At 70.2% G+C, this 13,572-nt stretch carries 10 protein-coding genes; 6 read left to right on the forward strand and 4 right to left on the reverse strand.

Annotated features, from left to right (window positions below; translation table 11 throughout):
- The first annotated feature begins 15 nt into the window (after window positions 1-15).
- Window positions 16-1,209, forward strand: coding sequence for a hypothetical protein (locus OHT76_RS17530; protein WP_328871773.1), 1,194 nt, complete (start codon window positions 16-18; stop codon window positions 1,207-1,209).
- Here OHT76_RS17530 and OHT76_RS17535 read toward each other — a convergent pair.
- Window positions 1,199-1,612, reverse strand: coding sequence for an organic hydroperoxide resistance protein (locus OHT76_RS17535; RefSeq protein ID WP_328871774.1), 414 nt, complete (start codon window positions 1,610-1,612; stop codon window positions 1,199-1,201). The two genes, OHT76_RS17530 and OHT76_RS17535, sit on opposite strands and share 11 nt — an antisense overlap.
- An 80-nt stretch (window positions 1,613-1,692) precedes the next feature.
- Here OHT76_RS17535 and OHT76_RS17540 point away from each other — a divergent pair, with 80 nt between their 5' ends.
- Window positions 1,693-2,202: a MarR family winged helix-turn-helix transcriptional regulator gene (locus OHT76_RS17540; RefSeq protein WP_443049801.1), complete on the forward strand. Its 510-nt coding sequence runs from the start codon at window positions 1,693-1,695 to the stop codon at window positions 2,200-2,202.
- Here the strand turns inward: OHT76_RS17540 and OHT76_RS17545 are convergent.
- Complete coding sequence (locus OHT76_RS17545) at window positions 2,156-3,658, reverse strand: glycosyltransferase family 39 protein (RefSeq protein ID WP_328871776.1); 1,503 nt, start codon at window positions 3,656-3,658, stop codon at window positions 2,156-2,158. The two genes, OHT76_RS17540 and OHT76_RS17545, sit on opposite strands and share 47 nt — an antisense overlap.
- Before the next feature lie 102 nt (window positions 3,659-3,760).
- Between OHT76_RS17545 and galE the strand changes: the two genes are divergently transcribed.
- Window positions 3,761-4,741 (forward strand): UDP-glucose 4-epimerase GalE, encoded by a 981-nt coding sequence (gene galE, locus OHT76_RS17550; protein ID WP_328871777.1) that lies wholly within the window; start codon window positions 3,761-3,763, stop codon window positions 4,739-4,741.
- 9 nt (window positions 4,742-4,750) lie between these two features.
- Entirely contained in the window at window positions 4,751-5,674 is a 924-nt protein-coding gene (locus tag OHT76_RS17555) for an ADP-ribosylglycohydrolase family protein (protein WP_328871778.1), read from the forward strand.
- Between the two features lie 232 nt (window positions 5,675-5,906).
- Here OHT76_RS17555 and OHT76_RS17560 read toward each other — a convergent pair whose 3' ends face one another.
- Window positions 5,907-6,533 (reverse strand): TetR/AcrR family transcriptional regulator, encoded by a 627-nt coding sequence (locus tag OHT76_RS17560; protein ID WP_328871779.1) that lies wholly within the window; start codon window positions 6,531-6,533, stop codon window positions 5,907-5,909.
- Between the two features lie 174 nt (window positions 6,534-6,707).
- Between OHT76_RS17560 and OHT76_RS17565 the strand changes: the two genes are divergently transcribed.
- Together OHT76_RS17565 and OHT76_RS17570 are read left to right on the forward strand one after the other, a co-directional pair.
- Complete coding sequence (locus OHT76_RS17565; RefSeq protein ID WP_328871780.1) at window positions 6,708-7,634, forward strand: ABC transporter permease; 927 nt, start codon at window positions 6,708-6,710, stop codon at window positions 7,632-7,634.
- Complete coding sequence (locus tag OHT76_RS17570) at window positions 7,627-8,460, forward strand: ABC transporter ATP-binding protein (protein WP_328871781.1); 834 nt, start codon at window positions 7,627-7,629, stop codon at window positions 8,458-8,460. The genes OHT76_RS17565 and OHT76_RS17570 overlap by 8 nt, the downstream gene beginning before the upstream one ends.
- Window positions 8,461-8,525: 65 nt before the next feature.
- Here OHT76_RS17570 and OHT76_RS17575 read toward each other — a convergent pair whose 3' ends face one another.
- Window positions 8,526-13,460, reverse strand: a complete 4,935-nt coding sequence (locus OHT76_RS17575; protein ID WP_328871782.1) for an NAD-glutamate dehydrogenase — start codon at window positions 13,458-13,460, stop codon at window positions 8,526-8,528.
- Window positions 13,461-13,572: the final 112 nt, after the last annotated feature.

Below are 13,572 nucleotides of genomic sequence, written 5' to 3' on the forward strand. Positions count from 1 at the left end.
GGGAAGATACGGCAAATGCCCGCAACGCTCCCGGCCCGGCGGACCGCCCAGGGATCGACCGCCCTCCGCGGCGGCCCCACCTGGCGCCCCACCCCGTACCAGCTCTTCGGCTTCCTCTTCTGGCTGCTGATGACCCTGGCCTACTGGAGCCTGCCCCTGTGCTGCGAGGCGGGCCAGCACGCGGCGGTGGTGGAACGCCTGAAGACGAACCTCCTGGACCCACGGCACCCGACGGTGGACCTGCCGGGCGAGGGCAGCCCGTACTACTCGCCGTATGCGGTGGCGCAGGGGTTGTTCGCCCGGCTGACGGGGCTGGGCGGCTGGGAGGTACTGAGGCTCGCGGGCCCACTGAATCTGCTGGTACTGCTGACGGGGCTGGGCCGCCTGGTGAGAGTGCTGACGCCAAGACCATGGGCACCGGTCCTGGCATTGGCCCCGATGACCCTGCTGTGGGCCGACCTCGGCTACCCGTCGACGTTCGCGATCGGCCTGACTTTCTGGGCATGGGCGCTGAAGGTGGCGAGGGGAAGGGGCCAGGTGCGGTTCGTGGGTCCGAAGGGCAGACCGGGCCTGACGGGGTACGCGGCACTGGGCGCCGTATACGGCCTGATCCTGCTGGTCCACCCGATCACGGGGGTAGGGGCGGCGCTAGGAGCAGTGCTTCTCGTCGCAGGGCGACGGAAACCAACCCAGGGGCGCGGGGCTGTGTTGCATTTGCGGCTACCGCCGCGTGGGCGCGACAAGCCCTCACCGGCCCGCACTCTGACCACAATGACCACCACCGCACTACTGACGGCCGCAATCTGGCCCTACTTCAACGCCTTCGAAGCAGCCCCCAGACTCGACTTCGCCACGCTCCAGCCCCCGCACGGCCCCACGTACGAATGGGCCGCACAACACATCAACAAAGGCGACGTGGTGATCGCCGACGGTCAACATGCCGTACAAACCCTCCCGGGCTACGGAACGAACCTCGCCGCCCCCACCCGGAGGGACCCCGCACTGGACGAACGCGAGCGGCGCCGACGCCTCAAAGACGTCAGCGCCTACCTCTCCCCCAACTCGACCCGCACCGAACGCACCTCCATCGCCCGCCGCTACCACGTGAGCTGGCTACTGCTGACCCGCAGCCGCACGGTCCCGGAGGAGGCGGTGGTCGTGGCGTGGAGCCCGCGGACGGGGGAGGTGCTGGCGCGGGTTACTCGATGACGAGGTCGACGTCGATGTTGCCGCGGGTGGCGTTGGAGTAGGGGCACACCTGGTGGGCCTGGTCGACGAGCTTGCGGCCGGTCTCCGCGTCCACCGTGTCGGGCAGCTCGACGCGCAGCGTGACCTTCAGACCGAAGCCCTCGCCCTGCTTGCCGATGCCGACCTCGCCGGTGACGGCGGCCTCGGTGACGTCGACCTTGGCCTGGCGGCCCACGAGGCCCAGCGCGCTGGCGAAGCAGGCGGCGTAGCCCGCGGCGAAGAGCTGCTCGGGGTTGGTGCCCTGGCCGTTGCCGCCGAGCTCCACCGGCGGGGCCAGCTGGAGGTCGAGTTTGCCGTCGGAGCTGATGGCACGGCCTTCGCGGCCGTGGGTGGCGGTGGCGACGGCGGTGTAGATCGCGTCCATGGATGAACCATCCCTGTTCGAGAAGTCGGGGCTCGTTGACAGGCTCAAGTAGAGCACACAATTAAATTGTGCACAACTAAATGGCGGACAAGAGCTACCCTGGAGACATGAACCGGACCGAGACACCCACCGCGCCCCAGGAGGAATGGCTCCGCCTGGACCGCCAGATCTGCTTCTCCCTGCACGCGGCCGCGCGTGCCTTCAACGGCGTCTACCGCGTGATCCTCAAGGACCTCGGTCTCACCTACCCGCAGTACCTGGTGATGCTGGTGCTGTGGGAGCACGGCGACCTGCCCGTCAAGAAGCTGGGCGAACACCTGCGGCTGGATTCCGGCACGCTCTCCCCGCTGCTGAAGCGGCTGGAGAGCGCGGGCCTGGTCCGCCGGGAGCGCAGCGCGCGCGACGAGCGGTCGGTGGAGGTGCGGCTGACCGAGGAGGGCTCGGCCCTGCGTGAGCAGGCGCTCCAGGTACCGCGCCGGATCGCCGCGGCGACCGGCTTCGACGTCGAGGAGATCGGCGCCCTGCGCTCCCGCCTGGACGAGCTCACCACCGCCCTCGACGAGGCGGCCCTGTCAGCGGCAGCACCGTAGTCGGGCGGCGTTCGTAGAGGCGCAGGGTCACGCCTCCGCGCACGTACTCCGCGCGTGGGACGAAGTCCTCCCATACGACCGTGATCTTGGCGCGCTCGCTGGGGTTGCGCGGCAGCCAGTCCGAGCGCAGCGTGTACGGCTCGGCCACCACCCACACCCGGTCCACCGCCGAGAGCCTGCGGCGCAGCTCCCCGGGCCCGGCCTCCCGCCCGTACAGCGTCCCGGAGCCCGGCCCCGGCTCCCGTAGCGCGATGTCCCGGGCCTGCCGGAACCCCTCCGGGTACGCCACCGCCGCCCGCCGTCCGATGGAGGGCACGAACAGCACCGGGTCGCCCCGGCGGATCTGACCTGCGGCGAGGGAGGAGACGGCGGCGAGGTTGTCCGGCCGTCGGTCGGGGGCGCGGTCCTGGCGGTGCAGGGGGAGGTGGTGGAGGAAGGCGACGAGGACGGCGAGGGCGCCGGCGAGCGGGACGTACGGCATCCGGCCCGTGATCCAGTCGGCGAGCCGGTCGGCGCCGGCCGCGATCAGCAGCGGTGCCCCGGCCAGCGCGTACAGCACATACCGGTCGTCGTACATCGGCCGTACCTGCGAGACCAGCATCAGCAGCCCCGGTGGCACCGCCATCAGCGGCAGCGCCACGGCGGCCACCCTGCGGGCCGCGAGCCCCGCCAGCATCAGCACCACGCCGGTCTCGAAGACCAGCCCCTTGGGCGCGATGACAAAGCCGCGCAGCAACCGCTCCGCGCTCCCCAGCCCCGGTTCCGGCAGCCACTCCACCTGCCCCGCCTGCGCCCGGGACGCCAACACCAGCGGCAGCAGCATCAGGCCTGCGGCGGTGGCGCCTCCGGCCCAGCGCACCCACATCCTGGGGCCCGCCCGTACCGCCGCGAGGGTCACGGCGTGTGCGCAGAGCATCAGTACCGCGAGCTCGTGCAGGAGGCAGGTGAGGCCGACGACGCCCGTGTACGCGAGCCAGGTCCGCCCGCCGTCCAGCGCGCGGACGAGCAGCAGCGTCGCGCCCGCGACTCCGGCGCCGACCAGGGCGTACGACCGTCCCTCCTGCGCGTAGTGACCGGCCAGCGGGGTGACGGCGTACATCAGGCCCGCCCACAGCCCGACCCGCGGTCCCGCCAGCCGCACTCCGAGGGCCGCGACCAGGCCCGTCGCCGCGGCGGCTCCGCACACCGACGGCAGTCGGAGGACGACCTCGCCGGGGCGCAGGGCGAGGACGGTGTGCATGAGGAGGTAGTACAGGCCGTGCACCGCGTCCACGCCGTGCAGCAGCCGCCAGATCTCCGGCACCGACCGGCGCGCGACCTGGAAGGTGACCGCCTCGTCGCGCCATATGCCGCCGCGGTCGATGCCCCAGAGCCCGAGGGCCGTCATGAGGACGGTGGGCAGGCAGACCGCCAGGGCCCGGGATCGGCCGTCCGCTTCCGTTTCCCGACTCACCACATCCCAGATCTTGTGCTATTAACCGACCATTACCGTTCATTGACGGCAAATCGGAGTGGTTATGCTCCACGCACGGGCCAACAGACGAGGGGACGGCCGCACATGACCTGGCTGATCACCGGCGGCGCCGGATACATCGGGGCGCATGTCGTACGGGCGATGTCCGAGGCGGGCGAGCGGACGGTTGTCTACGACGACCTGTCCACCGGCATCTCCGAGCGCGTGCCCGATGACGTCCCGCTGGTCGTGGGCTCCACCCTGGACGCCGAGCAGGTGATGCGTGCCCTCGTGGACCACGGGATCACCGGGGTCGTGCATCTCGCGGCGAAGAAGCAGGTCGGCGAGTCGGTGGAGCAGCCGCTGCGCTACTACCGGGAGAACGTGGAGGGCCTGCGCGTCCTGCTGGACGCGGTGGTCTCGGCCGGCGTGCCCTCCTTCGTGTTTTCGTCCTCGGCGGCGGTCTACGGCATGCCGGACGTGGAGCTGGTCACCGAGGAGACACCGTGCGCCCCGCTGTCCCCGTACGGCGAGACAAAGCTGGCGGGCGAGTGGCTGGTGAGGGCGACGGCAAGGGCGACGGGCCTGTCGACGGCGTCGCTCCGCTACTTCAACGTGGCGGGCTCGGCGACCCCCGAGCTGGCCGACGTGGGCGTCTTCAACCTCATCCCGATGGTCTTCGAAAAACTCACGGCGAACGAACCCCCTCGCATCTTCGGCGACGACTATCCGACGCCGGACGGCACCTGCGTACGGGACTACATCCACGTGGTCGACCTGGCGGAGGCGCATGTGGCGGCGGCGCGGGCACTCCGGTCGTCCCCCGGCCGCGACCTGACCCTCAACATCGGACGCGGCGAGGGCGTCTCCGTCCGCGAAATGATCGACCGGATCAACGCCCTCACCGGCTACGACCGCCCCCCGACCACCACCCCCCGCCGCCCCGGCGACCCGGCCCGCGTCGTCGCCTCCTCCGACCGAGCGGCCACCGAACTCGGCTGGAAGGCCAAACACGACGTCCAGGACATGATCACCTCGGCCTGGGAGGGCTGGGTACGCCTGCATCCGGCAGCCGCGCGCGACTAACCTGCGGGAATGCTCGACTCAGCGACAGGCGCGGTCATCGGCTCAGCCGTGGGTGACGCCCTGGGGGCGCCCTTCGAATTCGGCCCGGAGGGCGCGTTCTCGGCGCGCTTCCCTCGCCCCGGCGAGGGCGGTGAGATGTGCGGGGGAGGTGGCTGGGACCCGGGTGAGGCGACCGACGACACACAGATGGCGGTCCTGGTCGCGGAGTCACTGCTGGAGTGCGACGGGCTCGAACTCCCCGATGTGTTCCGCCGGTTCCGGCGCTGGGCGGCGGCGGAACCGAAAGACATCGGCCTCCAGACGGAAGCGGTCCTGACCAGCGGCGACCCCTGGGACACGGCGGCCGCACTGCACTTCCAGGTGAACCAACGGGCGGCGGGAAACGGCGCGTTGATGAGGGCGGCGCCCTCGGCCGTGTACTTCGCGCGGCAAGGCCGCGAGGCCACGATGGAGGCGGCCCGCAGGCTGTCCGCGCTCACTCATGGAGACAGGGCGGCGTGGGAGGGGACGGCGATCTTCCATGAGCTGATCCGGGTGGCGCTGGCGGGAGGCAACCCGTTGACGGCGGTGGAGGACACCCTGAAGGCAGTCCACGAGGACCACAGGGACCGCTACACCACAGTCCTCGCCCCCGACTGGCACCCCGACCAGGCCACCGAATTCAACGGCGCCGTCTGGCCCTGCCTGGGCTCGGCAGTCTGGGCCCTGCGCACCACGCCGTCCTACGAGGACGCGGTACGCGCGGCGATCGACCTCGGCGGCGACACGGACACGGTGGCAGCGGTGACGGGCGGTCTGGCGGGGGCGGTGTACGGCATCGGGGCGGTACCGAAGCGCTGGACGGAGGTGTTGCACGTACCACTGCCGGGGTTTGGTGAACGGGTGCTGGACGCGGGCGAGTTGGAACAGCTGACGCGAAGGCTGGCCGAGTAGCAGAACAGGCCGGAGGCGGCGGCCGTACAGGCTGCGAGCCCCCGCCCGCACCCCGTACAGGCTGCGAGCCGCCACCCGCACGCCCACAGGCAGCGGGCCCATCCGAGCGCCGTACAGGCCGCAGGAGCCCCCGCCCCGTACAGGCTGTGGGCAGTCGTTCCGCAGAGCGGAACGGGTGGGCACAGCCGGACCCGCGCCCGGCGACGAGACACCAGCCCCACCGAGCGCCCCGTCACAGCGCCTGAAGCGCCCCCGCCGTAGCCCGAGCCAGCGCCGCCAGATACCCCTTCGGCAGCTTCGGGCTCCGGATCACCACCGACCGCCAGTACAGCGGCCCGGAGATCAGATCCAGCGCCAGATCGTGGTCGATCCCCTCCCGGACCTCCCCCCGCCGCTCCGCCGCCGCCACGATCCCGCTGGCGACCCCGTCCTGCCCTTCCCGCAACGCCTTCTGCATGGCCTCGGCGATCTCGGGGTTGCGCGCGGCCTCCGCCTGGAGATCGGGAATGATCTGCGAGGCGACCGGATGCCGCAGCGCCCGCGAGGTCACCTCGTACAGCAGCCGCAGATCCCCTTCCAACGACCCCGTGTCCGGCGCGGGCAGCCCCTGCACGGCCAGCGCCGACACCACGTCGAGCACCAGGTGCAGCTTCGACCGCCACCGCCGGTACACCGCCGTCTTCCCGACGCCCGCCCGCCGCGCGATCCCCTCGATGGACATCCGCGCATACCCGACGGCCGCGAGCTCCTCGAACACGGCCGCCCGGATCGCTTCCGTCACATCCGCCCGCAGCACGGCCGCCCCCGCAGGGGCCCGGCGGCGCGGACGCGGCTGGGATCCGTCGGCGTTCGTCGTCATGCGGACCAGCATAGGGCGTTACGACGAAACGGTTGCGTTCCGACGTCGACTCGGCCTACGCTCGCGTTGCGACGATACGGTCCCGTCCCGACGTAAGCGAACGTAAAGAGTCTGGTGAGCGAACACGAGGCGCCGGGACCGCGCACCCCCACCCCCCGAACGAAAGCAGCGGATGTGAGCCAGGTCCTCGACACACCGCCCCCGACGACGACGGCCCCACCCGACACCGACGTCGACCTCGCGGCCCTCGCCGACCGCCACGGCCTCTCGGTCAGCGGTGCCCGCCCCTCCCTGCCCGAGTACGTCCGCCAGCTGTGGGACAGGCGCCACTTCATCGCCGCGTTCTCCACGGCCAAGCTGACCGCCCAGTACAGCCAGGCGAAGCTCGGCCAGCTCTGGCAGGTGATGAACCCGCTGCTGAACGCGGCCGTCTACTTCCTGATCTTCGGCGTGCTGCTGGGCACCAAGGATGGTGTGCCGGACTACGTCCCGTTCCTGGTCACGGGCGTGTTCATCTGGACCTTCACGCAGAGCTCGATCCTCGCGGGCACCCGAGCGATCTCCGGCAACCTCGGCCTCGTGCGCGCCCTGCACTTCCCGCGGGCCGCACTGCCGATCTCCTTCTGCCTCCAGCAGCTCCAGCAGCTGCTGTTCTCGATGCTCGCCCTGGTCGTCATCCTGCTCGCCTTCGGTGTGCCGGTCGCCGCCTCCTGGCTGCTCGCCGTTCCGGCCCTGGTGCTCCAGTTCACCTTCAACGCCGGTGTCTCGCTGATCATGGCCCGGGTGGGCGCGAAGACCCCGGACATCGCCCAGCTGATGCCGTTCGTGCTGCGCACCTGGATGTACACCTCGGGCGTGATGTGGAGCATCGACCACCTGCTGACCAAGCACCAGGACTGGCCGTCCTGGGTGGGCCCCGTGCTCCAGTGCAACCCGCCCGCCGTCTACATCGACCTGATGCGCTTCGCCCTGATCGACAGCTTCCACGGGAGCCAGCTGCCCCCGCATGTGTGGGCGCTCGCCACCGGCTGGGCCCTGCTCGCCGGGGTCGGCGGTTTCATCTACTTCTGGAAGGCTGAGGAGACCTACGGCCGTGGCTGAGAACCTGAACGACCAGACCCCCACCGTCATCGCGGACCGCGTCGACATCGTCTACCGCGTCAACGGCACGGGCGCGGGCCGCGGTTCCGCCACCGCCGCCCTCAACCGCATCCTGCGCCGCAAGAACGCCGAGAAGGCGGCGGGCGTGCGCAAGGTGCACGCCGTGAAGAAGGTGTCCTTCGTCGCGTACAAGGGCGAGGCCATCGGACTCATCGGCACCAACGGCTCCGGAAAGTCCACCCTGCTCAAGGCGGTCGCGGGCCTGCTGCCGGTGGAGAGCGGCGCCATCTACACCGACGGCCAGCCCTCCCTGCTCGGCGTGAACGCGGCCCTGATGGGCGACCTGACCGGCGAGCGCAATGTCTACCTCGGCGGCCTCGCCATGGGCATGTCCCGCGAGCAGATCAAGGAGCGGTACGAGGAGATCGTCGACTTCTCCGGTATCAACGAGAAGGGCGACTTCATCACCCTGCCCATGCGCACCTACTCCTCCGGCATGGGCGCCCGGCTCCGCTTCTCCATCGCCGCCGCCAAGGACCATGATGTCCTGCTCATCGACGAGGCCCTCGCCACCGGCGACCGCGCCTTCCAGCGGCGCTCCGAGCAGCGCATCCGCGAACTGCGCAAGCACGCCGGCACGGTGTTCCTGGTCAGCCACAACAACAAGTCCATCCGCGACACCTGCGACCGCGTCCTGTGGCTGGAGCGCGGTGAACTGCGCATGGACGGCCCGACGGAGGACGTCCTGAAGGAGTACGAGGCCTTCACCGGCGACAAGAAGCCCAAGGCCAAGCCCAAGCCCAAGGTCGCGGCCCAGCCCGCCTAACTCCTACGAGAACGAAGGGCGCCCCGAGCCATCACGGCCCGGGGCGCCCTTCACTGTCGTAGCGCCTATGAATGCGTCCGCAGGAGCGTGCGCATCGTCCGCATCGCCACCGACAGGTTGGCGAGGTCGAACGTCTCCGAGCCCTGGATCTCCTCCAGCGTGGTGCGCGCCCGGCCCAGGATCGCCGCGTTCTTCTCCTCCCACGCCTTGAAGCGCTGTTCGGGGGTGGAGGAGCCGTTGCCGACCGCGAGGACGTCCGAGGTCAGCGCCGCGTGGGCCGCGTACAGGTCCTCGCGGATGGAGGCGCGGGCCATGGACTGCCAGCGGTCGTTGCGGGGCAGCTCGATGATGCGGTCCATGAGCTGGGTGATCCGCAGCCGGTCGGCGAGGTCGTAGTAGACCTCGGCGACATCCAGCGGCTCCTTGGCCACGCGGTCGGCCACCGAGACGATGTCGAGCGCCGGGAAGGCGGAGGAGAACCCGGCCACGCGCGTGGCGACTTCGTCCGTGACACCGGCCGCGGACAGCTCGTCGTAGATCTGCTGGTACCACTCCAGATCCGCGCCGCGCAGCAGCTTCGGGAGCTGCTGCCACACCTGCTCGACCCGCTCGCCGAAGAAGTCGACGGTCTCGGTGAGCTGGAGCGGCTGCGGCCGGTTGTTGAGCAGCCAGCGCGTGCCGCGCTCGACCAGCCGCCGCGAGTGCAGCCGGATGCGCGTCAGTACGGCGGCCTCGACCTGGTTGTCCAGGGCCTCGACCGCGTCCCACACGGGCGCCGAGCGGAAGATCGCGCGGGCCGCGGTCTGCGCCCGGACGATCTCCTCGAGCGAGGCCCCGGTCTCCTCGCGCAGCCGGTGCAGATAGGTCGTACCACCGGTGTTGACCGTGTCGTTGACCAGCACGGTCGTGGTGATCTCACGGCGCAGCGGGTGGCTGTCGATGTGCTCGGGGAACTGCTCGCGCAGCGCACTCGGGAAGTACGCCTCCAGCAGCCCGCGCAGATAGGGGTCGTCCGGGAGCGAGGTGTGCAGCAGCTCCTCGGCGACCGTGATCTTCGTGTACGCCAGCAGGACGGCCGTCTCCGGGCCGGTCAGGCCGTCTCCCGTGCCGAGCCGTTCGCGGATCTGGCGGTCGGTGGGCAGGAACTCCAGGGCTCGGTCGAGCAGACCGGCGCGCACCAGGTGGCGCATATAGCGCTGCTGGGCGTGGAGCATGTCCCTGGACTGGGCGAGCGCGTTGGCGATGGCGGTGTTCTGCGCGTAGTTGTTGCGCAGGACCAGCCGGCCGACCTCGTCGGTCATCTCGGCGAGCAGCTTGTTGCGCTGCTTGACGGTCATGTCGCCGTCGGTGACCAGGCTGTTGAGCAGGATCTTGATGTTCACCTCATGGTCGGAGGTGTCCACGCCCGCGCTGTTGTCGATGGCATCGGTGTTGATCTTGCCGCCGTGCCGGGCGAACTCGATCCGGCCGAGCTGGGTCAGCCCCAGGTTGCCGCCCTCACCGACGACCTTGACGCGCAGGTCGGCGCCGTCGACACGGATGGCGTCGTTGGCCTTGTCGCCGACGTCGGAGTTCGACTCGGTGGAGGCCTTGACGTATGTACCGATGCCGCCGTTCCACAGCAGGTCCACCGGAGCCTCAAGGATCGCCTTCATCAGCTCGGCCGGTGTCATCTTGGACACCTTGCCCTCGATGCCGAGGGCCTCGCGGATGTGGGCGTTGACCGGGATCGCCTTGGCGGTACGCGGGAAGATGCCGCCACCGGCCGAGATCAGGGCGGTGTTGTACTCGGCCCAGCTGGAGCGCGGCAGCTCGAACATGCGGCGGCGCTCGGCGTACGAGGTCGCCGCGTCCGGGTTCGGGTCGATGAAGATGTGCCGGTGGTCGAAGGCCGCGACCAGCCGGATGTGCTCGCTGAGCAGCATGCCGTTGCCGAACACGTCACCGGACATGTCGCCGATGCCGACGACCGTGAAGTCCTCGGTCTGGGTGTCCACGCCCAGCTCCCGGAAGTGCCGCTTGACGGACTCCCAGGCGCCGCGGGCGGTGATGCCCATGCCCTTGTGGTCGTAACCGGCCGAGCCGCCGGAGGCGAAGGCGTCACCGAGCCAGAAGTTGTACTGCTCGGCGACCTGGTTGGCGATGTCGGAGAAGGTCGCGGTGCCCTTGTCGGCGGCGACCACCAGGTAGGTGTCGTCCTCGTCGTGCCGTACGACATCGGCGGGCGGTACGACCTCGCCGGCGACCATGTTGTCGGTGATGTCGAGCAGCGCCGAGATGAACGTCTTGTAGCTGGCGATGCCCTCGGCCAGCCAAGCGTCCCGGTCCACGGACGGGTCCGGCAGCTGCTTGGCGACGAATCCGCCCTTGGCGCCGACCGGCACGATGACGGTGTTCTTCACCATCTGCGCCTTCACCAGACCAAGGATCTCGGTCCGGAAGTCCTCCCGCCGGTCGGACCAGCGCAGACCACCGCGGGCGACCTTGCCGAACCTGAGGTGCACACCCTCGACCCGCGGCGAGTACACCCAGATCTCGTACGCCGGACGCGGCGCCGGCAGGTCCGGGATGGCCTGCGGGTCGAACTTCATGGAGACGTAGTCGTGCGGGGCGCCGCCCGCGGCCTCCTGGAAGAAGTTGGTGCGCAGGGTCGCCTTGATGACGGTGAGGAAGGAGCGCAGGATGCGGTCCTCGTCGAGGCTCGCCACCTGGTCCAGGGCCGCGTCGACCTCTTCGAGCAGGGCATCCACGATCTCGTGCCCGGCGCGCTGGCGGTCCGGGGACATCCGCGCCTCGAACAGGGAGACGAGGAGCCGGGTGGTGTGGACGTTGTTGCGGAGGGTGTCCTCCATGTAGTCCTGCGAGAAGGTGGACCCGGCCTGGCGCAGGTACTTCGCGTAGGCCCTCAGGACCATGGCCTGCCGCCAGGTCAGTCCGGCGCTCAGCACCAGGGCGTTGAAGCCGTCGTTCTCGGCCTTGCCAGTCCAGGTGGCGGCGAAGGCCTCCTGGACGCGCTCGCGGGCGTCGTCGCCGAGGTAGTCGGTGCCGCCGGTGCCGAACTGCGGCATGCGCAGGCCGAAGTCGTAGATCCAGGCGACGGAGCGGTCCGAGCAGCGCAGCTCGTAGGGCCGCTCGTCGACGACCTCGACGCCGAGCCGGCTGAGTACCGGCAGCACGGCGGACAGGGAGATGGCCGCGCCCTTGCGGTAGATCTTGAAGCGGCGCTCCTCGGGGGCGGCGCCGACCGGCTCGTACAGGCTGAGCGCGAAGTTCTTGTCCTCGCCGAGCGCTTCGAGGTGGACGAGGTCGGCGACCGCGGCGCGCGGGGTGTGGTCGGCCTTGTAGCCCTCGGGGAAGGCGTTGTTGTAGCGGCGCAGCAGTTCCGCGGCCCGCTCCTCGCCGAGCTCGGCGTTCATCGCCTCGGCGAAACCGTCGGCCCAGGAGCGCGCGGCCTCGACCAGGCGGGCCTCGATGCGCTCCTTGTCCAGGTCGCTGAGCTGCGGCAGCTCGGTGCCCTGCGGGACCCGGACCACGAAGTGCAGCCGGGACAGGATCGACTCGGTGTTCCAGGCGGTGAAGTCGACGCTGATGCCGCCGAGCTCCTCCTTGAGGATGTCGATGATCCGCAGCCGGACGCCGGTGGTGTAGCGGTCCCGGGGCAGATAGACGAGGGCGGAGTAGTAGCGGCCGTACTCGTCCTGACGCAGGTAGAGCCGCAGCCGGCGCCGCTCCTGGAGGTAGAGCACGCTGGTGACGATCGTCTGGAGCTCGTCGACGGGCGTCTGGAAGAGCTCGTCGCGCGGGTAGGTCTCCAGGATCTGGAGCAGGTCGCGGCCGTCGTGGCTGTTCGGCGAGAACCCGGCGCGCTTGAGCACGTCGGCGACCTTGCGGCGGATGACGGGGACGCGGCGGACGGACTCGGTGTACGCGGCGGAGGAGAAGAGCCCGAGGAAGCGTCGCTCGCCGACGACATTCCCCTCGGCGTCGAACTTCTTGACGCCGATGTAGTCCAGGTACGACGGCCGGTGCACGGTGGCGCGGCTGTTGGCCTTGGTCAGCACCAGCAGCTTGTGCTCGCGGGCCTTGGCGCGGGCGTCGGCGGGCAGTCGCTCGAAGGAGGGGCTGACGGGGTGGGCGTCCTCACCGGCGTGGTGCGGGTCGGAGCGCAGGATGCCGAGACCGGTGCCGGGGACGGCGGCCAGCGAGTCGTCGTCGCGCAGCTCGTACTCGCGGTAGCCGAGGAAGGTGAAGTGGTCGGCGGCCAGCCACTGGAGCAGCTCGCGGGCCTCCTCGACCTCGGGTCCCGGCAGATCGCCGGGGACATGCTCCTCGGCCAGGCTCTCGGAGAGCCGGATCGACGCGTCCCGCATCTTCTCCCAGTCCTCGACGGCCTCGCGGACGTCGGACAGGACGCGCAGCAGATCGGCGGTGATCTGCTTCAGATCGGAGCGGTCGGTCTCCCGGTCGATCTCTACGTGGATCCAGGACTCGGTGTGCGCGTCGTGCGGACGCTCACCGACGGCCGGAGGGGTGGCGAGCACCTCGACGAGCTTGCCGGTGACATCGCGGCGGACGACGACCTGGGGGTGGATGACTACGTGGATGCCACGTCCCTGCCGGGTCAGCTCATTGGTGACCGAGTCGACCAGGAAGGGCATGTCGTCGGTGACGACCTCGACGACGGAGTGGCTGCAGGTCCAGCCGTTCTCCTCCACCGTCGGCGTGTGGACCCGCACATTGGCCGTACCCTGCGGGCGGGTCTCGGCCAGCCGGTAGTGCGAGTAGGCGGCTCCGAAGACATCGACCGGGTCGCGGTCGGTGAGGTCCTCCGGGGCGGTGTGCAGGTAGTAACGCTGGAGGAACGAGAGCACGGTGTCCCGGTCCGGGGTGGCCTCGCCCGTGGTCCCAGTCGGTAGGTGCCCCCCGACCGGGCTGTTCTCAGCTACCCGGGCGGCCCGTTCGAGCAGCTCGGCCTTTGCTTCGTCCAGCTTGGTCTGCATTGTCCTCTGGCTCCTGTCGCGCGCCGTTGCGTGACGTAGAAGGAAGTACGGTCTCGTCCCCTCCGACGTAACGTCGCGACGCGGGGTGTCCGGTCTGCTTCGACGCTATGCC

It is taken from the genome of Streptomyces sp. NBC_00287, assembly GCF_036173105.1.
Taxonomy (GTDB): domain Bacteria; phylum Actinomycetota; class Actinomycetes; order Streptomycetales; family Streptomycetaceae; genus Streptomyces.